This window comes from Trinickia sp. EG282A (assembly GCF_040965455.1).
Lineage (GTDB): Bacteria > Pseudomonadota > Gammaproteobacteria > Burkholderiales > Burkholderiaceae > Trinickia > Trinickia symbiotica.
Genome location: NZ_JBFRCC010000002.1, coordinates 46,848 through 72,802, shown reverse-complemented (window position 1 = coordinate 72,802; position 25,955 = coordinate 46,848). Strand labels below are relative to the sequence as shown.

Sequence of the window (25,955 nt, the reverse complement as noted above, 5' to 3'; positions counted from 1 at the left end):
GGGTGCGCGATCCCTCACTTCGGCTGAAATGCAATAACAGCCATGCCTCCGACGGTCAAAGCAACGCCAAGGCAGTCCCACCCCGTGGGGCGGACACCTTCGACAATCCATAGCCACAAAATAGCGACAGCGATGTAAACGCCGCCGTACGCGGCGTAGGTCCGGCCAGCCGCCGCCGGATGCAGCGTGAGCAGCCAGGCGAATGCCGCCAGACTGACGGCTCCCGGCACGAGGAGCCACGCGCTCGCCCCTTCGCGAAGCCAGCGCCATGGCAAATAACAGCCGAGTATTTCGGCGACGGCGGTGATGGCGAAAAGCGTGAACGTCTTCACGCTCAATGACAGTCCTTCGCGCCGGACCCGCCACGAGCGGACGCGTGCTGGTCCGCGCACTCGTCGTGCTCGATCTGCACGGTGACGTGATCGATATTGAACTGCGTCGCCAGCCGGCGCTGAACCGCCTTCACGACATCATGCGGATCGGCCTCGACCGCGGGATGTACATGCAGCGTCAGCATATGCTGCTCGCCTGTCATCGACCATGCGTGGATATGATGCGCATCGCGCACGCCCACGACGTTTTGCTCGAGGTCCGCTTTGATGTCGGCCAGGTTCACGCCCGCAGGGGTGCCTTCGAGCAAGATATGCGCGGACGACTTGACGATACCCCATGCGCTCTTGAGGATCACGAGCGCAACGAAGATCGACAGAATCGGGTCGATGGGCGTCCAGCCGGTAAAAAGAATGACGCACGCCGCTACGATGGCTGCCGCCGAGCCGAGCATGTCGCCGAGAACATGCAGCCAGGCTCCGCGCAAATTGAGGTTCTCGCGGTTGCCGCCGTGCAGAACCGCGAACGCGGCGATGTTCGAGGCAAGACCCGCGATCGCCACGATGAGCATCGTCTTGCCGACGACGGGTACCGGTGACGCAAATCGCTGGATGGCCTCGATCACGATCCACGCGGCGATGACGAACAGCGCACACCCGTTGACGAATGCAGCGAGGATCTCGAGGCGCTTATAGCCATACGACAGTTCGGCCGTGGCCTCGCGCCGGCCGTAGTGAATCGCGAACCAACTGAATCCCAGCGCGGCGGCATCACTGACCATATGGCCCGCGTCGGCCAGCAGCGCGAGCGAGCCCGCCATCAGGCCGCCGACGATCTCGACGACCATGAACACGGCGATGATGATGAATGCCCACCCGATGCGGTGCTGATCCGTTACGCCATGCAGGTGATCATGGCCGGCATGACTGTGCCCTGCATGACCGGGGCCGGCGTGGTCATGTCCCGTATGGTCATGGGCATGTTCGTGGCTCGCATGCGAATGACCTCCACCATGGTTGTGGGCCGCATGGCCGGAACCGTGGTCGTGATTGTGTGCCATCGGACTATCGCTCGGCTGGATCCTGGATGGGCTATTATATACACATATAAGTATGCGTTAATGTGAAATATCGGAGGCGAGATGCGGCCGTTCGAATTGAGCGACGACCAGGTCACGGAGTTGTCGGAGATGTTTCGGCTGATGGGCGACCCGACGCGCCTGAAAATCATTGTCTCTTGCCTGAGCGCACCGATGTGCGTCACCGACATTGCGGCGAAGCATGGTCTGTCTCAGCCGCTCGTCAGCCATCATTTGCGGCTGTTGCGCGCGGCTCGCGTGCTGCGGGCCGAGCGCCGCGGGAAGCAGATTTTTTACGAGGCGGCGGACGAACACGTTAAGCGCGTCATCGGCGACATGGCAGACCATGTTTGCGAGCATCCGGGCTCGGAATTCGAGGAGTCGGCGAAGGAAGCCTAAGCTTCTGGCAGGCAAGCGTTGGAACGCGCGCCCACGCCCGCGCCCGCCAAGCGGAAAGACGCGTCGTCGTTCGGGGATGAAAACAACCGTAAGTCCTGCTCAATCATCCTGTAGCGGATGCAAAAGGCCTTTCGGGCCAACATTGAAACTGGCCCCGCGCCAGACCACGCGCGTCGAGAAGAAACTCGCGACCAGTATCGCGACCGAGTAGAGGTCCCGCAACGGCAGCAGCCATAAGTCGCGGCGTCGCTCGTGCACTGCAGCGTCAGCGACTAACTTCAGCGCGACGCGCGCCAGCAGCGCGACGATCACGAGCGGCCATGACCATATCGCGCCGCCGGACAAGCCGGCGGCGATCAGCGCGAGCGGGAACGGGTGCGTGAGCACTGAGCCCAGATGGCCAAGCGGATCCATGATGCGCAGCGAGCGGCTCCAGCGAAGCTCGTGCGCAGTCAGTGCGCTGAAAGTCGATTCAGCCGAAGTATGGGAAATGACGATCGGCGGGATGGCGGCCTGCTCGCCCGCGCCCCGCACTGCTTCGCCGATAGCGTTGTCTTCGACGAGGATGTGGCCAAAGCGCGCGAAGCCGCCGATCTTGGCGAGCGTCTCGCGCCGCGTCGCGATCGTCTGCCCGAAGCATGGCCGCGCGATCCTTAGCGCAAGCCCCGTAACGACGCTCGGCAGGAAGTTGTAGTTGATGCCCTGCGCCGATAGATGCGGCCAGAATCCCGGCGCCGGTCGGCCGCGGTAAAGGCAAGTCACGAGGCCGACGTTCGGTTTTTGCAACTCGCCGATGACACGCCGGAGATAGTCAGGAGCGACTCGGATGTCGCTATCCGCAAATACGAAAATATCGTGTACTGCGTGCGGCATCATATTGATGAGGTTGCTGACCTTCCGATTCGGGCCATGCAGGCGCGGATCGGCGACGACCGTGATATGCGCTTCCGGAAAAAGCTGCTTCAATTTTTCGACGGCTTTTAACGCGGGGTCTTCGCTTTGCTGGACGCCGAACAGGAATTGGATGGCACCCGCATAGTCTTGCCGGCAGAAGCTTGCGAGGCCGTCGAGAAGCCCCCATTCGGCGCCGGATAGGGGTTTCACGATCGTGACGGGCGGAAAGCACGAGGGTTCGGCTTTGGGTTTCTTGAAGAATCGCCAGACCAGTGCGGTCGCCGAGAACGTGTACGCGATACCGACCGCTGCACATAAGGCGAAGAAAGCCGCTAACGCTGTAAGAAGGATGTCAGCGGCTGCGGGATCGATGCGGTCGATACCTTCCAATGCCGCTGGAGTGCCGACCAGACAGGCGAGCCATATCACGTACCTCATTCACCGAGCTTCCAAAAATTGCCGCACGCGGGCCGCAGCCCGGCTTACGAGGTAGGTCTTGCACACGCGCGCCCGCGTGCCATACGACAGTCCTCCATTTACCTCCCGCATATTTCCTGCCACGGCCTCGGATACCGCGGTGGTCCTGCATCAATGTCGATCAGAGGGTCGCGCCGCCAGCCTCCGGACGTTAAACGGAGAGCAATACACCGATAGCCTTCTTCGCTTAGCACTGCCAAGTAGCTGCAATCAAACGGTCATCAAGCGCCTCTAGGGTAGCGCGTGGTTCACCTGCTGGTCCGCCTCAGAACAAATCCACTCGATTCCCCTGCGGAGACTCCAGAATGACAACGACGTCCCTTCGTCCGACAAATCATCGCCCGTTGCAAGCCGGGCGCGCTTCGCTTTTCGCGCTGACCTTGATTGCCGCCAGCCTCAGCGCACACGCGGAGCAGTCCGACTCGCACCGCGACAGCCATTTTTATCCCGGCATGTTGGTAGTCAGCCGGAGCGTTTACGACAACCTTTCGAGCAACGTTCAAACCGGGGCAATCCTGCCGCCGAACTGCGCCAGCACCAAAGGCGGCTGCGGCGCGGCGACCGGCGCACCCTACGACGGCACCTACCCGTACGTCTGGAACAACGATCTCTATGACGGGAGCTTCGGCATCACGTCGCGAATCTTCCTCGATCAAATCACCCCCGGCGGGGCGCTCGTCAGCACGCTCGAGGTGCCGAACAGCTTGCAGAGCGGCGCGGCGCACGACGAGCTCGTCACGAGCTTCAGCTCGAAGTCGGAGCTCTCGCTGCACCTCTCCACGAACGGCAAGTACCTGACGTTCATGGGATACGTCGCGCCCGTCAACACGCTCGACGTATCGAACTCGAACACGCCTGGCGCGGTCGATCCGACCAATCCCGTCGGCCAATCGTTCTATCGCGCTGTCGCGCGCATGGACCGCGAAGGGCATTTCCGCTTCACGGAAACCAACGCCTACAGCGGCAACAACGGACGCAGCGCGATTCTGAACGACCGCGACGGTGATGACGTGTTTTACACCGTCGGTAATGCCGGCAATGGGGCGAACCCGCAACCGGACGGCGTGATCCTCGGCGCCGGCGCGCAGCTCGTCGTTCCTTCGCACGAGTCTGAAGCGAAGCAGAGCCCCGGTACGCCGACGCCGGTCGGCAGTTTCTCCGTCACTGAGCTCGGTGCGAAGGCGGACAAGATCGGCAAGGACGACAACTTTCGCGGCATGACGGTCTTCAACAACGTTCTCTACTTGACGAAGGGCAGCGGCGGCAACGGCGTCAATACGGTGTACTTCCTCGATACGACGGGCAACGCGTGTCCGTCGGGCGTGGGTGTGCCGGCGCCGAACGCAAAGCTTCCGAGCACAGCACTCCCCTATGACGCGGCGACGCTGCAAAGCTCAGGACTGCCGAACAATCTTTGCATTCTGGCCGGCTTCCCGTCGACGCCGAACAAAACGGCTACCAAGCTTTCCTATCCGTTCGGCCTCTGGTTCGCCGATGCCAATACGCTCTATGTGGCCGATGAAGGCGACGGCTACGTGGGTGGCGCGGATCTCGACACGCATGCCGCGGCGCAAGGGATGGCTGGCCTGCAGAAGTGGGTGTACAACGCGGCCACGAAGACGTGGACGCTCGCGTACACGCTCCAGGCTGGCCTCGACCTCGGCAAGCCGTACACGGTGCCGGGCTACCCGGCCGGGTACAACTCGGCGACGGGCCTGCCGTGGGCGCCGGCGACGGATGGCCTGCGCAACCTGACGGGCCGCGTTGATGACGATGGCACGGTGACGATCTGGGCCATTACGTCGACGGTCAGCGGCAATGGTGATACGGGCGCCGATCCGAACAAGCTCGTGGCGATTCGCGATGTGCTCAAGAACACGAGCGCCGCGGGGGCTGCGCACGAAAAGTTCGTGACGCTGCGCACGGCGGGGTTCGCGGAAGTGCTTCGCGGCGTGTCGTTTGCGCCGGGAACGGATTTCGACCGGCGGTTCTGATGTCGATGTGGAAGTCGCGGATCTGATTCGCGACGAGTGTCTCGGGTGGCACGGCGCAACGCTCTCTCTTGCGGGCACGGGCTCATCATCGGGCCCGCTCCGCAGCCTTGCCGCCTCGCAATGCCGCCTGAGCGCATCGCGCCAGGCGGCCCGCCGAATCAATAAACCGGATGTCCGCTGATGAGGCTGGGCAGCCAGGTCGAGAAAAACGGCAAATACGTCACGATATTGATCGCACTGAATATCGCGAGGTAATACGGCCACGCAACCTTCGTCGTTTCCCCGATCGACACATTGCCGATCGCGCATCCGACAAACTGCACGGACCCGATCGGCGGATGCACGAGCCCGAGCGAGCAGTTGAGCAGCAGCATGATGCCGAACTGCACCGGGCCCACGCCGCAAGCCATCGCGATCGGCAGGAACAGCGGCGTCGTGATCAGGATGTGCGCCGCCATGTCGACGAAGGTGCCGAGGAACACCTGCAGGACGTTGATGTAGAGCAGCATCAGCCAAGGCGCGGCGCTCGATTGCTTCAGCAACGCCTCGATCGCATCCGGAATCTCCAGATACGACATCTGGAAGCGCAGCATATTGGACACGGCGATCAGCAGCAGAACAACGCCCGTCGTGCGGGCCGCGTGCGACAGGGCGCGCCACAGCTTCGCCCGATTGAGCGTGCGGTAGACGAAGGCCGTCAGCACGAGCGAATAGACCACGGCAATCGCGGCGGCCTCCGTCGCCGTCGCAATCCCTTTCGCGACACAGACGAGAATGATGGCAATCACCATGAGCCCCGGCACGGCGCCCGCAAAGCTGCGCGCGACGGCATACCAGCCCGGAAACTTCGGCAATTCGCTCGACCCATCGGCGCGACGCGGATAACCGTGACGCACGGCCTGCCAGTAGGCAGCGGCAAGCACGAAGCCCATCACCCACAGCACGGGCAACAGGCCCGAAAACAGCAAATCGCCGATCGACACGCCGCTCACCGAATGCCCGTTGAGCATGCCCGTAATGCCCTGTGCGGCGAAGGCATAGATGATCATGTTCGTTGACGTCGGCATCAGCGCGCCGGCCAACGACGCGTGCGTCGTCACGTTGACCGCATAGGCTGCGCTATAGCCTTCGCGCTTCATCAATGGAATGACCACGCCGCCCATCGCCGAAGTATCGGCCGTCGGCGAGCCTGAAACGCCGCCGAAGAGCGTGCAAGCGACGACGTTCGCCATGCCGAGACCGCCGCGGAAGTGGCCGACGGCGGCCTGTGCGAACCGCAGGATCCGGTCGGCAATGCCGCCGTGCAACATCAGCTCGCCCGAGAAAATGAAGAACGGCACGGCGAGGAACGAGAACGCATTCATTCCCGACACCATTGACTGCATCGCGGTCGCAATCGGGAGGCCTTCCGCGAAATAGGTGGCCACGCACGAAAGCCCGAGCGCGAACGAGACGGGCACGCCGAGGACGAGAAACAGCAGAAAACTGCCAGCGAGGATCGCAAGTTCCATGACTTTTAACGGTGTTCGTGACTACGGAGCGCAAGCAAGTGCTCGAGCGAGAAAAGGATCATCGCGATGCCGGCCGGAAGCGCGATCATGTAGCGCAGTCCCTCGGGCAACCCGAGAATCGGAATGCGGTCTTCCATCGTCGTGCTCGCCATACTCCCGCATCCGACGATGATCGCGATGGCAAATCCGATCAGGCACAGGTGCTGGAATGCGATCGCTACCGTGCGAGCCTTCGGCGATAAGCGCTGCACGAACGAATCGAGGCCGATGTGGCCGCCGTCGCGAACTTTCAAGGCGGCGCCGAACATCGCGATCGTGACGACGAGCAGCAATGCGATGGGCTCGACGAAATCGGGCGCGTTATCGAAGACGTAACGCATCACGACGCCGTAGAACACGAGCACGGTGAGTGCGATGAGACAGACGGACGCAACGATGGCGAGCGCCCGAAAGAGCGCATCGTTCGAGCGCTTGAGGAGCTTCATGACTTCGGTCCTTCAACGAATACCGCCCGCCTCGCCGCCGGCCATCGGCCGGAGGACGTGCGGGCGTTGCCTGATGAACGCGCGTCGCGCGTCGTTACTTGATCGCCTGGATTTCGTCGACGATCTGCTTCATCTCCGGCGTCTTCTCGTACTTCGTCCAGAGCGGCTGCATGGCCTTCACGAACGCCGCGCGGTCGACTTGCGCCGCGGGGATGATCTTCGCGCCGCCCTTCGTCACGGTGTCCTGCGCCTCGGCTTCACGCGCGGTCCACAGTTTCTGGTAGTAGGGCACCGAATCGGCCGCCGCCTTCTTGATGGCCGCCTGTTCCTGCGGCGTCAGCGTATCCCACACCTTCTTCGAGAACACGAGCACTTCCGGCGTCATGGCGTGCTGCGTTTCCGAGTAGTCCTGCGCGACCTCGAAGTGCTTCGTCTCTTCGTAGGACGGCAAGTTGTTTTCCGCTGCGTCGACGAGCCCCGTCTTCAGACCCGTGTAAACCTCGGCGAACGGCATCGGCGTCGGCGTGCCGCCCATCGCCTTGATCTCGTCGACCATCAGGTCCGACGGCTGCACGCGCACTTTGAGGCCCTTCATGTCGGCGGGCGTACGCACCGGCCGCTTCGCATAGATCGAGCGCGCGCCGCTCTCATAGAACGTCAGCGCGATCATGCCCTTCGCTTTGAAGGCATCGAGGATCTTCTGGCCTTCGGGGCCGTACATCACCTTGCGGAAATGATCGATGTCGCGGAACAGGAACGGGAACGACGGAATCAGCGACTCGGGCACGATCTCGTTGAATGCGGCACCGTTCGCGCGAACCATGTCGATCGCGCCGATCCGCACCTGATCGATCGTGTCCTTCTCGGAGCCGAGCGCGCTGTTGCCGAACACCTTGATCGAATCCTTGCCGCCCGTCTCCTTCGAGAGCTCGTCGCTCATGAACTTCACGGCCATGTTGGTCGGGAAGTTGTCGCCGTGCACGTCCGCCGAGCGGAAAACGCGTGCCTGCGCGGACATGGCGAAGCCGGCGAGCAGCGCCGCTGCAAGCGCCACGCGGGAGCGTGTGAATGTCTTTTTCATCGTCAGTTTCCTGGTTCTAAAGCCCGTCTCCGAAGATCGTACATCGTACGACGCGTTGCGCGACTTTACGGATATGCGCTTGTTCGCTCACTCGGTAGTTACCCTTAGGTGCGCGGAATGAGGGCGCCACGGTAGGATAAGCGGGCCGTCGTGCTGCGACTCGGTAAGGCAAGGCATTCGAAGGAAATTCGAAGGTTTCTCGAAAACGGAGAATTGTCGCGCGCGATACTCGCGATCGCCCGATGGCTATTTCTTCCGCCGCGCTTGCTGGCGCCGTATGTTGTAGGACGACTGATGACGACGATCGCGTACGAAGGGGGAGGCCCGCTCCTTGTCTCGTACCGCCGCACCGTCCCGCGGAGGGGGCGGTGTCGAGTTGCCCCGATCTCGTCTGCTCCACAGAAAAAACCAACCGGCATCGCCTTTCAGCGAGGCCACGACACGGAGACGCTCGTCATGACATCCCGCTTTCCCGCTTTAAAGAGAAGATCGAGGCCCCTTGGCCTGTTCGCGGCGCTATTGGCCGCCGCCGCGACGTTGGCCGCATGCGGCGGCAGTGGCGACGCGCCGGTCGCAGCAGCCGCGACACCGACGGTCAACAGCGTCTTCCAAGTCGGCACGACGACGTTCGATGCAAATTTGCCCGCAGAACCGACGCTGCCGACCGACGCCCAAGTTTGCAGCACGCTCGAAGCAAGCAATTCGCTCGTGAGCCGGCCGGACGGCTCACTGCCGCCGGAAGCGGATCCTTCTATCGTGGGCGTGGGCAAGGCGGTCTCCACGGCCACCGCGAATCCGGACCAAGCTCGTATACAGGCGGCACTCGATGCTTGCGGGGCATCCGTCGATGCCCAAGTTGGCACAACGATCGCGGCTGCCGACGCCGCGGCGACCGCTTCCGAGGTGGCGGCCGCGGTTCCCAACGTCAACATCTCCGGCGCGTCGGGTGAGGAACTGGCCAAATCGAAGTACCGCGCCAGCAAGTTCGCGGTGCGGCTCGTCGTGAGCAGCACGGGGCCGGGCAACAGTTTCATCAGCGGTCCGTTGACGCTGCCCTCTGGCGTGACGCTATGGATCGACAAGGGCGTTACGCTCTATGCATCGCGCGACGTCAAGGCTTATTCGCCGAACGTGGCGGGGCCGTATTGCGGCAATACCGCCGTCAGCGCGACGAAGGCCGGCAGCTCGTCCAACTGCCTGGCGCTGATCACCGGGACGGACCTCGTGAACTCCGCCGTGGTCGGCGACGGCCGCATCGACGGACGCGGCTATGCGGAGATCGTCACGTCCGACGCGAAGTATCCGTTGATGAAGGTCGATCTGACGTGCTCGAACACTTACGCGGCCTACAAGACCGGCACCGTTGCAGCCGACGGCACCGCTTGCGATGACGGCGGCACGATCGTCGATTCGAAGTCGCCGGCGCGCAACATGACGTGGTGGGACCTTGCCTATCTCGGCAACATGGTCGACAACGGCACGACCGGCGTCGGCTCGCAGTCGAACTTCCGTCTGATGGTGTTCAACTACGCGAAGAACCTGACGCTCTATCGAATCACGCTGAGCAACAGCCCGAATTTCCATGTCGTGCCGAGCGGCGTCGACGGTTTGACCATATGGGGCGTGAAGGTGCAGACGCCGAACCTCGCCGCGTTCGCTAATCCCGCGGGCAATGGCAACCCGCTTTATACGGGGCAGACCTTCAATCGCGACAACGTCAAGAACACCGACGCGTTCGATCCGGGCTCTGCATCGAAGGCCATCTCGGCGACGCTATCGACGGGCAGCACGACGACGTCCGCGAGTCCTATCTCTTTCGACGGCTATCTCAAGAACTTCGTGTTCGCGTACAACTACGTGAGCACGGGCGACGACGATATCGCGCTCAAGGGGAGTGCCAATCCGTCGCCGGCTGGCTCGGGGCTCTTCGGCATCGACGGCAACCGCGACGTGAGATCCGATCGCAAGTGGGGCGTCGTCATTGCCCACAACCACATCTATTGGGGGCATGGGATTTCGATCGGCAGCGAAACGAATGCGGGCGTCACGAACGTGCAGGTCTTCGACAATTCGTTCTGGAATTCCGAGGAAGGGCTGCGTATCAAGTCAGACTATGCGCGCGGCGGCGAGGTCAGCCACATTCAGTACTCGAACATCTGCATCCAGGATGCGACGAACGCGTTGTTGTTCACGCCGTACTACAGCACGAAGGCCGTGCCGTCGACCGGTCCGCTGTATCCGAACTTCCATGACATCTCGCTCAACAACGTCGTGATCATGGGCAATGCCGGCGTGAAGCTGCAGGGGTTCGAGGCCAACACGGGCGGCTTCGGAGAGCCGGCCTTTCCGCTCGTGATGTCGCTGACGAACGTCGTGGCGGATACGCCGACGGGGATCTCGCTGATCTCGTCCGACGCCAATCTGACTGTCGACCACGTAAATCTGCCTATTGCCGCGTCGACGGCGAACCGCGTCGTCGTCAACGGGACAGTGCAGGAGAACCTGCCGACGAGCAGCGTGCTTGATTGCAGCAAAGCGTTCGTCGACTTCCCCGGAATCGATCAATCGAGCATCTTCGGGACGACATGGGCGTCTTTGCAGTAGCGGTTTGATCGCGGCGACTCTCGAGCGGGGCTCGAGGGTCGCCCGAAGCGGCGTAAGGACGCGGTGTTCTTGATCGCTGCGCGCGTGTCGGCTATCCTCGGCTCAAAAGTTAGACAAAAGAGAGGGCCGAGTGAGCAACACTTATCGATATGGCATACACGAGGGGCTGACGCCCGCCGAGCTGTTTTTCCTCGTCGTGCTCGACGAAACTTGCAAGCAAACCGGCATCGAGGACCTTGTCAGCGTCTCGATGATTTTGCTTGGGCAGCGTTTTATACCGACGAGGGGAAAATTCAACGGCGCAGTCAAGGGCACGTCAATCGCCTCGGTCGTCTCGCGAAGGCTCCTTCCATACGAGATCAAGCGAAAAGTGCTGCCCACCGTTACATCGTTCACTAGCTTGGTGACGCTGCGACTCAAGTTCACCGGCAACCTCGGCGTCTTTGTCGGGCGCGCGATACCGGGGGTAGGCTGGGTGCTATTTGCCTCCGACGCGTCAATGATCATTTTCCGTTCTGTCAACGCGTACAACCGGATGGTGAAGCCGGAGGATAGACTGTAAATGCCCGAATCAAACGAGACATGGGTACAGCTCGTGAGATTCTTCGAGCCAAGGCTTGCGAAACCGATCTTTGGCGAGAACCGGCTCACGAGGAATACCGATCTTTACCACGACCTGGACATGGAGCCGGACGAGATTGAGCAGGTACTGCGCGAATGGGCTACTGCGTTCGACGTCGACATGTCCGCTTTCGACCTTGGGCACTATTATCCGGCCAGTGAACTCAATCGGAAGGACTTCTTTGTCACGCTGCTCAAAGTGCCGTTCAGCAAGCGGGCTCGAGAAACGCTAGGCGGGTGGCAACTCACGCTGGGGATGTTGGAAGACGCTATGCGCAGCGGCAAGTGGGTGATCTAGCGCCTGGTTCCGACAAGCGCGGCAGCGGCACTGACGCGCCGCGCCTCAAACCGTGGGTAGCTGCTCGAACCCGTTGAAGCGCGGAAACGGCGGCGCGATGTCGGCAATCTCCATTTCCTCGACCAAAGCGGTCGGCATCCCGTCCTCCAGCCACTCGCACATCTCGGCAACCTGCTCGGTCGATCCTTGCAACATCGCCTCGACCGATCCGTCCATCCGATTGCGCACCCATCCGCTGATGCCCAACGCCCTTGCGTGCTCGACGCACGCATCCCGATACCCCATACCTTGCACCGTTCCGCGTACGCGCACGAGTCGGGTCTCAAGCATGCTCTCGTAGGATTCCATCGCGATTTCCCTCCACGCGAAGTCCTGCCTAAGCTTGCAACGCTCTTAGCGCCCGCTCCACAGCCTCCGAATCGCGCTCGGCGAACGTACTATCGTGCCTGCGCGAGATCCTGTATAGCGCAATGTCAGGCGGGGGCTGATGCGCGAGTCGGTGGATCGAGCAACCCGTCTGCGCGCGCAACGCCTCCACCATGAACGACGGCACCAGCGCCCACGCGCCCGGACGCTTGAGCAACGGCGCAAGTAAATGGCTCTTATCGGCCGAGTTCAGCGGCCTGAGCAGCCCGCGCTTCGTGCGCCACAAATCGAACTGCCCCGACCAGGGCAGGTAGACCTCGCGCGAGTAATCAAAGCTCGTCAAATCGGCGCACTCCTCGATCTCCTGCTCTCCGTTTTGCGGCATGTAGGCGATCCGCATGGCGTAGCTTCGAATTCGAGTCGATACGAGATCGGCATGGTCGGCGGGCGACAAAGTAAATGCGGCGTTGAGGTGTCCCGATGCGACTCTGTTTGCCAGCTGCCAGTACCGCCCGCTTTCCAGGTGCAGGCGGATCGGCGGATCTTCGCGCGATAGTTCGCTCACGAACGGCGGCAGAACGTGGATCGCAACGGCATCGACAGCGCCAATCGCCAGATAGCGATCGCTTTCCATTTTCAACTGCTCGGCCTCCATCTCGAGGCGCTTCCACCGCTCGGCGATGTCAAGGAACCGCTCGCCATGCGGCGTAAGCGCGATTCGTCGGGAGCCGCGCGATCGCAGCAGCAACGAATGGCCGATCCGTCGTTCGAGCGCCTGAATGCGATAAGAAACCGTCGACTGCGTCGCGCAGACGATCTCGGCCGCTTGCAACAGGCTTCCGGTGCGTACAACCGCTAGAAAGGTATTGATCTCTTCGCTGAACAACATATCGATCCCTTCGATATGACGTAAATAAAGAACGACATTGACCGATATTTAACGCGTCTCTAGCCTTGATGCAAGCGGATGAGAAGAAGCCGCCTCTACCCCACACGTAAGCATCGGGAGCCCCACCATGACAGAGAGACGTGTCAGCCTCGACGAATTGCCTACCAGTCGCTTTCATCGACGCGTCGCGCTCGTCGCCGCCGGCGGACCGTTTTGCGACGGTTACTTGCTCGGGATCATCGTTGTAGCGTTGCCGCTCATCGCGCGCGATTTACATCTGAGCGCGGCCCAAGCGGGGCTGATCGGCGCGGCGAGCTTGCTTGGTATGTTCGTCGGTGGAATCGTGTTCGGTCCGATGACGGACCGGTTCGGGCGCCAATCGATGTATGTGCTCAATCTAGCGGTGTTTGTCCTCTGCTCGATCGCGCACCTTTTCGTCACGGGTGCGACGGCGCTCTTCGCGCTGCGCCTCGTCATGGGGATCGCGCTCGGCGCCGACTATCCAATCGCAACGGCGCTTGCCTCCGAGTTCTTGCCAAGGCGGCTGCGCGGGCCTGTTCTGTCGAGCCTCGTGCTCTGCTTGTGGGTCGGCTACACGCTGAGCCTTGCCACCGGGCTGTTCGTCCATACCGGCGATAGCAGTACCTGGCGTTACGTGCTGGCCAGCGCGGCCATTCCATCCGCGATCTTCCTCGTGCTTCGGCTGAACATCCCCGAATCGCCGCGCTGGCTCGTGTCCGTTGGACGAATCGACGAGGCGCGACGGATCGTCGAAACCCATCTCGGGCGGCAGGCCGACTTCGATCACCTGCTTACGCATACTTCGCGGAGCGCGCCGCGCACCGGGCTCGGCTTGTCGAGCATTCGGGAGTTGTTTGCGCGCGGTTACGGCCGGATGGTGTTTTTCTGCTCGGTGTTCTGGACCTGTCAGATAGCGCCTTCATTCGCCATCAAGACATTCCAGCCGCTGCTGCTGAAATCGCTCGGCGTGACTCACGTGCTCAGCGGCACGCTCGTGATCATCTCATTCGCGATCGTCGGCACCGCCCTCGGCATGCTCGTGATCAACCGCATCGGCCGCCGGCCGCTGCTGATTGCGTCGGGCACTATCGCAACGCTCTCGTTGTTCGCACTAGCGACGCCGCTCTCGGCGCTGGCTGTTTTCGCCATCGCGCTGTTCATCGTTTTCACAATCGCCGAAGCCGCCGGCTCGGCGCTGCAGTTCGTCTATCCCAATGAGGTGTTCCCGACGGACGTTCGTGCCACCGGCATGGGCCTCGCGATGTCGGTGAGCCGCATCGGCGCGGCGGCCGGCACATTCGTGCTGCCGATCACGATTGCGAAGTGGGGCGCGGCAAACGGGCTCCTGATCGCAGCCGGCATTGCTGCACTGGGCTTGCTGGTGTCATACCGGATGGCACCGGAAACACGCAATCTGCCGCTTGCGGACTCCGAGCCGCCTCAAGCGCGCGAAAAAGTTTCTTCTGTGAGCAACAACGAGGTGCATACATGACGATTTCTTCTCCCCGCGTCCTGATTGTCGGCGCAGGCATCATCGGCGCCATTCTTGCCTACGATTTCTCGCGTCGCGGCGCGCGCGTCACCGTGCTCGACCGCAATGAGAGAGCGAGCGGCGCGACGGCGGGATCATTCGCCTGGATCACGAATCAGACGAAGTTTCGCAATGCCGATACGCTCAGCGAGGCCGGCGCACGCGACTATTTCAATCTTCATCGGCTCTCGCATCTGCGTTGGCGCTATTTGCAGGACGAGGTGAAGGCGAAGCTGCCGCTCCGCTGGTGCGGGTGTCTGCAACTGGCGATTCCAGGCACTCAGCAAGCGACGGAGCTCGACGCGGAACTGCAGCGCCGCCTGAGGTGGGGGAGTCCGACGTTCAAGGTGAGTGCCGCCGAGGCGCGCGAACTCGAACCGGCCCTGCATCCCGGTGACGAGACATTCATCACCTACACGCCGGACGAAGGCATGATGGCGCCGGTGCAGATGACCGCTGCGATGCTTGACGAAGCGATTGCGCTCGGAGCCTACTACAGTGCGAACGATGCATTCGCGAGTCTGCAACGAACTGCGGGGGGATATACGGTGACGAGCGCCAAGGGCAAGCGTGAGGCCGATATCGTCGTATTCGCGGGCGGGATCGCCAATCCGGAGTTGGCCGAACAGGTTGGACTGAAAGCGCCGCTCGTTCATAGCGTCGGCAGTGTCGTTCATCTGGCGCCGCTGCCCCCGCTCTTCGATAAAGTCGTGCTCGGCTCGCACGTGCACGCCATCCAGCGCTTCGACGGGCGTGTGGTCATCGCGCAGCATTTCTCGGGTTCACCCGTTGGCGACCCGAGTGCACCCAATCCGGAGCAACTCGTCGAAGTTGCCGCGGCGATTCTCCCGGGATTGAAAGGCGCGAAGGTCGAAAAAGTCACCGAAACGCGCCGCGTGATCCCAGCCGATGGTCTGCCCGTGTTCAGCGGCACCGGCGATGAGCCCGGAATCGCGGCCATCACGACGAATGCCGGCGTGAGTTTGGGAGCGATTCTTTCGCAGTTGATCGTGACTGAAATGATCGAAGGTGTGCGCGTGAAGCTGCTCGATCCGTACCGCGCGGAACGGTTCACCGCTTAAGGGCGGAACTCGTAAGATCCTGGCGCGCGGCTGACTGCGCGCCTTTCTCATTCATAATCCCACCGCAACGCTTGCTGGTATTCACTTTCCAGGTTTAACCAATAGTCAGCGGGCATGCCCAGCGTCCTCTCGAACTTGAGGGCGGTTTCAGGTGTAATCGACGACTTCGCTTGGACGACCGAGACAATGTAGTTCGGACTCAGACCCGTCCGCTTTGCGAGCTCTTGCTGAGTCATCCCGCGTACTTCCAGTTCCTCGCCAAGCACTTCGCCTGGCGCGACGGCGTAGTCAGGCCGAAATTCGTTCCCATGCGTCTTGACCATCGGCTTCTCTTCGTTGAGTTGCTCGCACAACAGCGCCTTGTTGGCGAAAGTGATGCCCATTCACGTTGAAGACTGAGACTTCATTGACCTGTGAGGTTAGCATTTCTTGCGGTGGTTTCCGAGCACGATGTCAGTTCCTGCATCGCGTCCCGAAAGCGCGCTGCCGTGCCCCGATTTTCCCGAGCGACCTTGAGTCCAATGCTGCCTTAATATGTATGCCGGCTTGCCGCGGTCCGGAGCCGATCTCTTCGAAACTACCCTCGGTCTCTGCGACGGGCCGTCGCTGACCGGATTCACAAGCACGTTAATGGAGTCCCGTTTGACCTCACAAACGCTTCCCGCCGGGCTGATGCTGGTGCATGGCAACCGGCCCGAGCGGCTGCGCGAGCTGATGATCGAATGGATCAAGCAGTACCCGCTGGCGCCGTTGGAGAATGAAGTGATCCTCGTGCAGAGCAACGGGATCGCTCAGTGGCTGAAGCTCGCGTTCGCGGCCGATGCCGAGGAGGGCGGCTGCGGGATCTCCGCCGCGCTCGATTTGTCGCTACCCGCGCGGTTTCTCTGGCAGGTCTACCGCGCGGTGCTCGGCGCCGACGCCGTGCCGGCTGTCTCGCCATTCGACAAGTCGCGGCTCGTATGGCGGCTGACGCGTATCCTGCCGGCGCTGCTCGAGCTGCCGGAATACGGCCCGCTCAAGCGCTTCATGGCGCACGACGACGATCAGCGCAAGCGGTTCCAACTCGCCCAACGTGTGGCTGAACTGTTCGACCAATACCAGCTGTATCGTGCGGACTGGCTCGCGAGCTGGGCCGCGCACGACGACGTGCTGATCGATGCCCGCGACGCGCGCACGCCGCTGCCCGACGAGCATCGCTGGCAGGCGGCGTTGTGGCGCGCGTTGCTCGACGATGTCCGCGCGCACGGCCCGGACGGCATCGACGCGGCGAAGGCCGGCCGCGCGGCGGTACACGACGCATTTCTGCGGCGCGTCGCCGCCATGGGCGACGGTGAGCGGCCGCGCGGGCTCCCGCCGCGCGTCATCGTATTCGGAATCTCGAGCCTGCCTCGGCAATCGCTCGAAGTGCTCGCCGCGCTGGCAAGCTTCACGCAGGTGCTGATGTGCGTGCACAACCCGTGCGCGCACTATTGGGCCGACATCGTCGCCGACCAGGATCTGTTGCGGGCGCAGCGCTCGCGCCAGCGCCGTCGTCAAGGCGCGCCCGCGATGATCGACGAGGCGGAGCTTCACCTCTACGCCCATCCGCTGCTCGCGGCCTGGGGCAAGCAGGGGCGCGATTTCATCGGCTTGCTCGACGAATTCGACAGCGACGCCGCCCGCAACACGTATGCGTCGCGCTTCGCGAGCATCGGCCAGCGTATCGATCTGTTCGAGAGCGACGGCACCGCCACGATGCTGCAACAGTTGCAGGACGACATTCGCGATCTGCGGCCGCTCGCGGAAACGCGCGAGCGCTGGCCGGCGGTGGACCCTCGCGCGGATCAATCGATTCGCTTTCATATCGCGCACAGCCCGCAGCGCGAGGTCGAGATCCTGCACGACCAACTGCTCGCCGCATTTGCAGCCGATGCGACGCTGCGCCCGCGCGACGTGATCGTCATGGTGCCCGACATCGAGGCCTATGCGCCGCATGTCCAGGCCGTGTTCGGTTCGCTCGATGCGGGCGATTCGCGCCACATCCCGTTCAGCGTCGCCGATCGGGGCCAACGCGACTTCGACCCGCTGCTCGGCGCGCTCGAGACGCTGCTTGCGCTGCCGCAATCGAGAACGACCGTCAGCGATGTGCTCGACCTGCTCGAAGTGCCTGCGCTGCGAGAGCGCTTCGGCATCGCGGCCGACGATGTGCCGACGCTGCACCATTGGATCGGCGGCGCGAACATTCGCTGGGGCCTGCACGGCGAGCAACGCGCGAGCCTCGGTTTGCCGAAGGCGGGCGACGACGATGCGCCCAATACGTGGGCCTTTGGCCTGCGCCGAATGCTGCTCGGCTACGCGGTGGGCGACAAATCGGACGCGTGGTCCGACATCGAGCCGTATGCCGAAATCGGCGGGCTCGACGCGGCGCTCCTCGGACCGTTGACGCGCCTCATCGACGCGCTCGACGAGACGTGGCGCACGTTGCGCGAGCCGGCCACCGTCGACGAGTGGTGCAGGCGCCTGCGCAAGATCAAGGGTGCATTCTTCGCGCCCTCCGATAGCGACGATGCCTACACCCTCGATCGTCTCGATGCCGCGCTCGAAGCATGGCGAGACGAGTGTGACGACGCCGCGCTGACCGAGGAGCTTCCGCTATCGATCGTGGCGGATTACTGGCTGTCGCAATTCGAAGGAGGCAGCCTGTCGCAGCGATTCTTCGCGGGCGCGGTCACGTTCGCGACGCTGATGCCGATGCGCGCGATTCCGTTTCGCCGCGTATGTCTGCTCGGCATGAACGACGGCGACTTCCCGCGCACGCGCACGCCGCTCGACTTCGATCTGATGCGGCAGAGCTACCGGCCTGGCGATCGGTCGCGCCGTGAGGACGATCGTTACCTGTTCCTCGAAGCGCTGCTCTCGGCACGTGAGCATCTGCATGTGTCATGGGTCGGGCGCAGCGTGACCGACAATACGCCGCGTCCGCCATCGGTGCTCGTGGGACAGCTGCGCGAGCATCTGTCGGCCGGCTGGCGCCTGGCGGGCGACGAGAGCGGCAAGCCCGACGCGCTCATCGACGAACTGACGATCGTTCACCGGCTGCAGCCCTTCAGCGCCGACTATTTTCCCGCCGATCCGCACGCCTCGAAGCTATTCACTTTCGCGAGCGAATGGGATCAAGTAGAGCGGGGGAGCGACGCAATTCGCCGCGCCGTGACGAAGTTGCCGCCCATCGAACGCGAGGAGCCGTTGTCGGTTCGCGAGCTGGCCGCCTTTTTGAAGGATCCGGTCAAGTGTTTCTTCCGCCAACGTCTGCGCGTGGCGTTTGAGGCCGATGCGACGGCCAGCGAGAACGACGAACCGTTCGCCCTCGATGGGCTCGAAACGTGGCAACTTCAAAACGAGTTGATCCGCGCGCAGACCGCGGCGCTCGAGCGCGGCGACGAAGATCTGATGCCGACCGCGCTTGGGCGCCTCGAGCGCATGTACCGCAGCGGCGATCTGGCAAAAGGGGGTTTCGGCGAGCTCGTCGGCGAGGAACTGCTCGCGCCGATGCCGGACCTCTTCGAGCGTTATCAGGCCGCGCTCGCACGTTGGCCCGAGGCGCTCGAAGAGCAATTCGAACTGCGTGTCGAGGCGATGCTCGATGACCGCGCGCGCTCGATCGAAGACTGGATCGGCGGTCTACGCGGCCGCCCGGACGGCGGACTGGGCCGCGTCATCCTCGATGCGAGCACGCTCGTCAAGGACAATAAGTATCGCCGCGATAGAGGCATCGCATTCTGGGTCCCGCACTTGGCCGCACAGCTCGCGGCGGGCCCGGTTACGACGGTGGTGATCAGTAAGGTAGGCGGCATCGAGCTCGCACCCGTGGCACCGGATGAAGCGCGCGCGCATCTGCTCGCATTGCTGCGCGCGTGGGACGAGGGTATGCGCAGGCCGTTGCCGCTCGCGGTCAACACGGCGTTCGCATGGCTCGGGAAGCGGCGCAACGGCGACGGCAACGGAGCGCGCGAGGGTTCGCCGGACGCCGAGGAAACGCAAGCGCGCGACGCTGCGCGCGCGGCCTATGAAGGCACGTCGTGGCAACCGGGCGAGCGCGACATGAATGCTTACTTATGCCGCGTCTACCCCGATTTCGACGCACTCGCCGCGAGCGGCGAGTTCGAGGCGCTGGCCGTTGAGTTACTGCAGCCGCTCCATGTTGCGATTCCCGCGACGGCAAGGGGGAAGAACGATGCCAAAAACGGTGGGGAGTCCTAATTGACGAATGATGCACCCGTAAGTGATCCGATTGCTTCGGCTGCCGTGGTGTTGGACCCGCTACGTTTTCCGTTGCGCGGCAGCAGTCTTATCGAAGCGAGCGCGGGCACCGGCAAGACGTTCACGATTGCGATGCTCTATGTGCGACTCGTCTTGGGTCATGGCGGTCCAGAGCAGCGCACGCAGGCATTGACGCCTCCCGAAATCCTCGTTGTGACGTTCACGGATGCGGCGACGAAGGAATTGCGCGAACGGATCCGCGCGCGTCTCGTCGAGGCCGCCGCGTACTTCCGCGCGGATCCTGCTGACGTTGCCGGTCCGGCGGGCGACGACCTGCTGCACGCGTTGCGCGCCGAGTATTCACCGGATGAGTGGCCCGCCTGTTCGCACCGCCTCGAACTAGCCGCCGAATGGATGGATGAAGCAGCCGTCTCGACGATCCACGGATGGTGCAATCGGATGTTGAGCGAGCATGCGTTCGATAGCGACAGCCTGTTCTCGCAGACGCTCGAAACGGATCAAAGCGCGTTGCGCGCGGAGGTCGTGCGCGATTATTGGCGCATCTTCCTCGCGCCGCTCGATGCGCAGTCGGCGGGCGAGGTGCGTCGATGGTTTGCGAGTCCGCACGCATTGCAGTCGATGATTGGCGGTCTCATTGCGCACGCGGAGCTTCTGCCCGAAGCGCCCGCGCCGGAACAAGCGCTGCGCGACGCGCGTGAAAGGCTTCGCGCGCATCTGGCACGCCTCAAGGAAAACTGGACGATATGGGCCGATGAACTGCAGGCGATCCTCGACGATGCACGCGAGAAAAAGCTATTCAACGCGCAGCGCCTGAATCGGACGAATTGCCAGAACTGGCTCGACAAGATGCGTGCATGGGCCGCCGATCCGGAGATGATCAAGCCGGCGTTCGCCGACGATGCGGCCGTCTGGATGCGCTTGACACGAGACGGGCTCGCCGAGATCTGGAAGACCGGCGATCCGCCGTGTCACCCGGCGCTCGACGCGATGCAGGGCCTCCCCGCCGCACTCGCGGCGCAGCCGACGGCCTATCGTGAACTGCTTTGCCACGCGGCTCGCTGGGTTGCCGAGCGCTTCGCCGCCGAGGAGAAGAAACGGTCGCAGATGGGCTTCGACGATCTGCTGACACGCCTTCGCGACGCGCTGCGCGCACCGAACGGCGCGCGCCTCGCCGAGATCATTCGCCGGCAATACCCGGTGGCGCTCATCGACGAGTTCCAGGACACGGACCCGGTCCAGTACGACATATTCGACTCGGTCTATCGAATTGCGGAGAACGACGCAGACACGGCGATCATCCTTATCGGCGATCCGAAGCAGGCGATCTACGCGTTTCGCGGCGCGGACATCTACACGTACCTGACGGCGCGCCGTGCCTGCGCGGGGCGTCTCTTCACGCTGAAGAAGAACTTCCGCTCGACGGCCGCGATGGTGGCGGCCGTCAACCGCTGCTTCGCGGCGGCGGAGGCGCGGGCGGAAGGGCAGGGTGCGTTTCTGTTCCGCAACGCCGCGGATGGAGACAACCCGTTGCCGTTCGTCCCCGCCGACGCTCAAGGCCGTCCCGACAAGCTTCGCGAGAACGGAGATGACTTGCCGGCGCTGACCGCATGGTGGCTGCCGCCCGCCGAGGATGGCAAGCCGCTCGGCAAAGAGGCTTATTTGCGCGCGATGGCGGCCAGTTGCGCGACCGAGATGGTTCGTCTGCTGAACCTGGGCCAGCGAGGCGAAGCGGGGTTCGTCGGCCCCGAGCGGATGGCGCCGCTCGAGCCCGCTCACATGGCTGTACTCGTCAACAACGGCGAGGAGGCGCGCACGATTCGCGCCGCGCTCGCCGAGCGCGGCGTGCGCAGCGTCTACCTGTCCGACAGGGACTCCGTCTTTCAGACCGAGCAGGCAGCCGAACTGCGTCATTGGCTCGCGGCCTGCGCCGAGCCCGATGACGGACGGCTCCTTCGCGCCGCGCTCGCGACGGCGACACTCGGGCTCGATTGGGCCGCGCTCGATGCCCTCACGCACGATGAAATCGAGTGGGAATCGCGCGTGCTGCAGTTTCGCGGTTACCGCGATTGCTGGCGCAGCAAGGGCGTGCTGCCGATGCTGCGCCGGCTGCTCAACGATTTTCAGGTGCCGCGAAGACTGATCGGGCAAGCGAGCGGCGCGTCGACGAACGGCGAGCGCGTGCTCACCAATCTGCTTCATCTGGCCGAGCTGCTGCAACAGGCAAGCACGCAACTCGACGGCGAGCACGCGCTGATTCGCTACCTCGACGAGGAGATTGCGGACGACGCGGGCGGCGCAGTCGGCGACGCGCGGCAGCTGAGGCTCGAAAGCGACGCGGGCCTCGTGCAGGTCGTGACGGTTCACAAGTCGAAGGGGCTCGAGTACCCGCTGGTGTTCCTACCATTCGCGTGCAATTTCCGGCGAACATTGCCGACCGATATGCCGCTGAAGTGGCACGACGAGACCGGTGGGCTGCAGGTGACGCTCGGTGACGCAACCGTCTTGCCGCAAGTCGATCGCGAGCGTCTCGGCGAAGATCTGCGCAAGCTCTACGTGGCGCTCACGCGCGCTCGCTACGCGACATGGATCGGCATGGCGCCGATCCAATGCGTCGAGTCGAGCGCGCTCGGCTATTTGCTCGACGGCGGCAAGCCGATTGCGCCGCATGCGTTCGGCGAGCTGCTCGAGCGGCTTGCCGAAGGATGCGAGCAGATCAGCGTCGGACAAGCCGTGACTCCGAGCGACGAGTCTTTCATGTTGCGCGAATCGCAAGTCAGGCGAGGCGCCGCGCGGACGTTGCGGCAGGCCGTGAGCGAACGCTGGTGGATCGCCAGCTATTCGAGCCTGCGCAAGGTCGACGGAGTGATCGGCGGCACGGGCGCTCATTCGCATGGGGGTGACGCGCATGCCGCGCCCGACACGCGTGGACAGGACGTTTTCCACGAGCTCTCCGAAGCCGAGGTGCCCGACGAGCCGGACGTGAACTGGCCGCCGACGGGCGCCGCGACCCGCACGTCGGAGCAGCCAGACGGGGCGCTCCACGATTTTCCGCGCGGAGCCGACGCCGGCAGCTTCCTTCACGAGTTGATGGAATGGGCGGCGACGGAAGGGTTCGAGGAAGTGGCCAAGCGCCCCGACGTGCTGCGCGATACGGTCGCGCGCCGCTGCAGTCTGCGCGGTTGGGCGCGCTGGATCGAGCCGCTGACCGCTTGGCTGCTGCGCCTTTTGCACGAGCCGTTGCACTTGCCGGCCCACGGCGGCGAGCCGATGCGGCCCGTTATGCTGCGCGCAATGAAGTCGTATCTGCCCGAGATGGAGTTTTGGGTAGGCGCGCATGCGGTCGATGCGCAAGTGCTCGACCGCATCGTCTGCGAGATGACGCTCGACGGCGCGGCGCGCCCCGCGCTCGAGCCGGCGCGGCTCAACGGCATGCTCAAAGGCTTCATCGACCTCGTGTTCGAGCATGAAGGCCGCTACTACGTCGCGGACTACAAATCGAACTGGCTTGGGCCCGACGATGCGGCGTACACGCCGGCGAGAATGCGCGCCCAGATCCTGCATTCGCGCTACGAGCTGCAGTACGTGCTGTACCTCTTCGCCCTTCATCGGCTGCTGAAGGCGCGTCTGCCGGATTATGACTACGATCGCCATGTCGGCGGCGCGGTGTATTTGTTCCTGCGCGGCAGCCACGCGCCGAGCCAGGGCCTTCACATCGATCATCCGCCGCGCGCGCTGATAGAGCGACTCGATGCGCTCTTCGCGCATCGCGTGAGCGAAGAAGAATGGGCGGGGGACATCGCATGACGACTCCAGTCACTCGTCCTATTGAAGCGGCCGCGGACACTACGACGCACCGAGCCGGCGACGACGCGCGCGCGGATGCGCGGCGGATGCTCGCCGTGCTCGACGATTGGGTCGAGCGAGGCTGGCTGCGTGCGCTCGATGCGGCATTCGCGCGCTTTCTGTCGCGCGAAGTGCGGGAGGCGCCGCCGCTGCTGATCCTTGCGGCGGCGCTTGCCAGCCACCAACTGGGCCGCGGCCATGCCTGCCTGGATCTGCGCGCGACGCTCGACGACCCGGCGTTCGCGTTGTCGCTGCCGCCGGACGGACCTCCCGAGTGGTTGGCCGACGCGCCAGCCTGCGCGCCCGCCGATCTGCTGGCCGGCGTCACGCTCGCCAGGTGGCTGGCGGCGCTCGACGAGCGGATACTCGTGAGCCCGGGTGCAGGCAATACGCCGCTCGTGCTGGTTGGCACGCGCCTGTACCTGCGTCGCTATTGGCAATACGAACAAGACGTGCGGGCCGGCATCGAACGACGATTGCATGCGTCGAGAGAGCAGGCGGTGCTGTTGAATACCGATGCGGTGCGGGCTGCACTCGACATGCTGTTTCCTGCGCGGAAAGCCACGACGCCCGGCGCGGACTGGCAGAAGCTCGCCTGTGCGCTGGCGGCGCGCAGCGCGTTCAGCATCGTCACGGGCGGCCCGGGCACGGGCAAGACGACGACGGTCGTTCGCCTGCTAGCGTTGTTGCAAGCGATCGCATTGACGAATGATGCAGCTGGCGCAAACACGGCTCGGCGTGCCCGACCGCTCAGAATCAAGCTCGCGGCGCCGACCGGCAAGGCGGCTGCGCGACTCAACGAATCGATCGCGGGTACGGTGGCGCGCCTGCCGCTAGACGGCTTCGCGGACGGCGTGGCGGTGCGGGAGTCGATCCCGACGGCTGTCAGCACGCTGCACCGCGTGCTCGGCACGCGTCCTGACAGCCGGCGTTTCCGTCATGACGTGGCCAATCGGCTGCCGGTCGACGTGCTCGTGATCGACGAAGCATCGATGGTCGATCTCGAAATGATGGCGGCCGTTCTCGACGCGTTGCCCGAATCGGCAAGACTGATTCTGCTCGGCGACAAGGATCAGCTCGCCTCGGTGGAAGCGGGCGCCGTGCTCGGCGAGCTTTGCGGCCGTGCGGCCAAAGGACATTACACGTCCGAGACGCTCGACTGGCTACAGGCGGCGACCGGTGAGCGAATCGACGACTCGATGCGCGACGAGCATGGCACGACGCTCGATCAGGCGATCGCCATGCTGCGCGAGAGCCATCGATTCTCGTCCGATAGCGGCATCGGCGAGTTGGCGCTGTGCATCAATGAAGGAGATGCCGCGGGTGTCATGCGCGTGTTGAGTGAGCGGCGCGCCGACGTGGCGTTGCTGAGCTGTTCGGCGACTGAAGATGCGTCGTTCAGATCGCTCGTGGTCGATGGGCGGGGTGCCGCCGATCCTGCTTCCTGCGATGCGGCGGGAGCGGCGGTAGCGGCGCGGCAAGGCTACCGCCACTATCTGGAGACGATGGCGCGCTGCAAGCCCGAAGCAGATGCCACGCCGGAAGCGTTTGCCGCATGGGCCGCGCAAGTGCTGAAAGCGCACGGCGCGTTTCAGTTGCTCTGCGCGGTGCGCCGCGGCCCGTGGGGCGTCGAGGGGCTGAACAAGCGAATCGCGCGCCTTCTGCACGAAGACGGTCTGATCGACGCGCGCAGCGAATGGTATCCGGGGCGGCCGGTGCTCGTGACGCGCAACGACTACGAGCTCGGGCTGATGAACGGTGACATCGGGATCGCACTCGCGGTGCCCGGCGGCAAGGACGGAGCGCGGGCATTGCGTGTCGCATTTCCGTCCGCCGATGGCGCGGGCAGCATCAAATGGGTCTTGCCAAGCCGGCTCCAGGCGGTGGAAACGGTGTTTGCGCTGACCGTGCATAAGTCTCAGGGCTCCGAATTCGAACATGCGGCACTGGTCTTGCCGGACACGTATAGCCCGATTCTGACGCGCGAGCTCGTCTATACGGGTGTGACGAGGGCGCGGGCGTTTCTCACTTTGGCCATGCCCGAAGGGAAGACCGTCCTCGAGCAGGCCGTGACCGCGAAAGTGCAGCGGGCGAGTGGGCTTCTGGCGGGGTTCGGCGAAGGCGGCCGGTCGCAAGACGAGTCGTCGGAAGCGCTTGGCTGGCCCAAATAGGATAGGCCGCTCGTGTGAGC

General features: G+C 63.6%; 19 protein-coding genes. 10 read left to right on the top strand and 9 right to left on the bottom strand.

Annotation, left to right across the window (positions count from 1 at the left end; all coding sequences use genetic code 11):
• Positions 1 to 14: 14 nt before the first annotated feature.
• Together AB4Y31_RS08210 and AB4Y31_RS08205 are read right to left on the bottom strand one after the other, a co-directional pair.
• On the bottom strand, positions 15 to 332 hold the full coding sequence (locus tag AB4Y31_RS08210) for a YnfA family protein (RefSeq protein ID WP_368674452.1): 318 nt from the start codon (positions 330 to 332) through the stop codon (positions 15 to 17).
• 2 nt (positions 333 to 334) lie between these two features.
• Positions 335 to 1,390, bottom strand: coding sequence for a cation diffusion facilitator family transporter (locus AB4Y31_RS08205; protein ID WP_368673529.1), 1,056 nt, complete (start codon positions 1,388 to 1,390; stop codon positions 335 to 337).
• Between the two features lie 81 nt (positions 1,391 to 1,471).
• Between AB4Y31_RS08205 and AB4Y31_RS08200 the strand changes: the two genes are divergently transcribed.
• Positions 1,472 to 1,807 carry a helix-turn-helix transcriptional regulator gene (locus AB4Y31_RS08200; protein ID WP_018441755.1) on the top strand — a complete coding sequence of 112 codons (336 nt, stop codon included), beginning with the start codon at positions 1,472 to 1,474 and terminating at the stop codon, positions 1,805 to 1,807.
• A 99-nt stretch (positions 1,808 to 1,906) separates the two neighbouring features.
• Here AB4Y31_RS08200 and hpnI read toward each other — a convergent pair whose 3' ends face one another.
• Positions 1,907 to 3,139, bottom strand: coding sequence for a bacteriohopanetetrol glucosamine biosynthesis glycosyltransferase HpnI (hpnI, locus tag AB4Y31_RS08195; RefSeq protein ID WP_368673528.1), 1,233 nt, complete (start codon positions 3,137 to 3,139; stop codon positions 1,907 to 1,909).
• Between the two features lie 344 nt (positions 3,140 to 3,483).
• Here hpnI and AB4Y31_RS08190 point away from each other — a divergent pair, with 344 nt between their 5' ends.
• Complete coding sequence (locus AB4Y31_RS08190; RefSeq protein ID WP_368673527.1) at positions 3,484 to 5,172, top strand: hypothetical protein; 1,689 nt, start codon at positions 3,484 to 3,486, stop codon at positions 5,170 to 5,172.
• 158 nt (positions 5,173 to 5,330) lie between these two features.
• Here AB4Y31_RS08190 and AB4Y31_RS08185 read toward each other — a convergent pair whose 3' ends face one another.
• The 3 genes from AB4Y31_RS08185 to AB4Y31_RS08175 form a co-directional block, all read right to left on the bottom strand.
• Positions 5,331 to 6,683: a TRAP transporter large permease gene (locus tag AB4Y31_RS08185; protein ID WP_368673526.1), complete on the bottom strand. Its 1,353-nt coding sequence runs from the start codon at positions 6,681 to 6,683 to the stop codon at positions 5,331 to 5,333.
• A 5-nt stretch (positions 6,684 to 6,688) separates the two neighbouring features.
• Positions 6,689 to 7,168, bottom strand: a complete 480-nt coding sequence (locus AB4Y31_RS08180) for a TRAP transporter small permease (RefSeq protein WP_018441751.1) — start codon at positions 7,166 to 7,168, stop codon at positions 6,689 to 6,691.
• A 94-nt stretch (positions 7,169 to 7,262) separates the two neighbouring features.
• Positions 7,263 to 8,249: a TRAP transporter substrate-binding protein gene (locus AB4Y31_RS08175; protein WP_368673525.1), complete on the bottom strand. Its 987-nt coding sequence runs from the start codon at positions 8,247 to 8,249 to the stop codon at positions 7,263 to 7,265.
• A 456-nt stretch (positions 8,250 to 8,705) separates the two neighbouring features.
• Here AB4Y31_RS08175 and AB4Y31_RS08170 point away from each other — a divergent pair, with 456 nt between their 5' ends.
• The 3 genes from AB4Y31_RS08170 to AB4Y31_RS08160 all read left to right on the top strand — a co-directional run bounded on the left by AB4Y31_RS08170 (position 8,706) and on the right by AB4Y31_RS08160 (position 11,772).
• A complete protein-coding gene (locus AB4Y31_RS08170; RefSeq protein ID WP_368673524.1) occupies positions 8,706 to 10,853 on the top strand; it encodes a glycoside hydrolase family 28 protein in 2,148 nt (715 codons plus the stop codon).
• A 130-nt stretch (positions 10,854 to 10,983) separates the two neighbouring features.
• Entirely contained in the window at positions 10,984 to 11,415 is a 432-nt protein-coding gene (locus AB4Y31_RS08165; RefSeq protein ID WP_368673523.1) for an STM2901 family protein, read from the top strand.
• Complete coding sequence (locus tag AB4Y31_RS08160; RefSeq protein ID WP_018441747.1) at positions 11,416 to 11,772, top strand: DUF1493 family protein; 357 nt, start codon at positions 11,416 to 11,418, stop codon at positions 11,770 to 11,772.
• Positions 11,773 to 11,817: 45 nt separating this feature from the next.
• On the opposite strand, the gene AB4Y31_RS08155 is transcribed toward AB4Y31_RS08160, so the two are convergent.
• Positions 11,818 to 12,120 carry an acylphosphatase gene (locus tag AB4Y31_RS08155; RefSeq protein WP_368673522.1) on the bottom strand — a complete coding sequence of 101 codons (303 nt, stop codon included), beginning with the start codon at positions 12,118 to 12,120 and terminating at the stop codon, positions 11,818 to 11,820.
• Between the two features lie 28 nt (positions 12,121 to 12,148).
• Positions 12,149 to 13,027 carry a LysR family transcriptional regulator gene (locus tag AB4Y31_RS08150; protein ID WP_368673521.1) on the bottom strand — a complete coding sequence of 293 codons (879 nt, stop codon included), beginning with the start codon at positions 13,025 to 13,027 and terminating at the stop codon, positions 12,149 to 12,151.
• 127 nt (positions 13,028 to 13,154) lie between these two features.
• Between AB4Y31_RS08150 and AB4Y31_RS08145 the strand changes: the two genes are divergently transcribed.
• Complete coding sequence (locus AB4Y31_RS08145; protein ID WP_368673520.1) at positions 13,155 to 14,540, top strand: MFS transporter; 1,386 nt, start codon at positions 13,155 to 13,157, stop codon at positions 14,538 to 14,540.
• Positions 14,537 to 15,661 carry an NAD(P)/FAD-dependent oxidoreductase gene (locus AB4Y31_RS08140; RefSeq protein WP_368673519.1) on the top strand — a complete coding sequence of 375 codons (1,125 nt, stop codon included), beginning with the start codon at positions 14,537 to 14,539 and terminating at the stop codon, positions 15,659 to 15,661. Before AB4Y31_RS08145 ends, AB4Y31_RS08140 begins: the two co-directional genes overlap by 4 nt.
• Before the next feature lie 47 nt (positions 15,662 to 15,708).
• Here the strand turns inward: AB4Y31_RS08140 and AB4Y31_RS08135 are convergent, their stop codons facing one another.
• Positions 15,709 to 16,044: a HigA family addiction module antitoxin gene (locus AB4Y31_RS08135; protein ID WP_368673518.1), complete on the bottom strand. Its 336-nt coding sequence runs from the start codon at positions 16,042 to 16,044 to the stop codon at positions 15,709 to 15,711.
• 259 nt (positions 16,045 to 16,303) lie between these two features.
• Here AB4Y31_RS08135 and recC point away from each other — a divergent pair, with 259 nt between their 5' ends.
• Genes recC through recD form a run of 3 tightly spaced genes read left to right on the top strand, consistent with a single transcriptional unit; the run spans position 16,304 to position 25,935 of the window.
• Positions 16,304 to 19,900: an exodeoxyribonuclease V subunit gamma gene (gene recC, locus AB4Y31_RS08130; RefSeq protein ID WP_368673517.1), complete on the top strand. Its 3,597-nt coding sequence runs from the start codon at positions 16,304 to 16,306 to the stop codon at positions 19,898 to 19,900.
• On the top strand, positions 19,901 to 23,725 hold the full coding sequence (recB, locus tag AB4Y31_RS08125) for an exodeoxyribonuclease V subunit beta (protein WP_368673516.1): 3,825 nt from the start codon (positions 19,901 to 19,903) through the stop codon (positions 23,723 to 23,725). It begins immediately after the preceding gene.
• On the top strand, positions 23,722 to 25,935 hold the full coding sequence (gene recD / locus AB4Y31_RS08120; RefSeq protein WP_368673515.1) for an exodeoxyribonuclease V subunit alpha: 2,214 nt from the start codon (positions 23,722 to 23,724) through the stop codon (positions 25,933 to 25,935). Before recB ends, recD begins: the two co-directional genes overlap by 4 nt.
• Positions 25,936 to 25,955 lie beyond the last annotated feature (20 nt).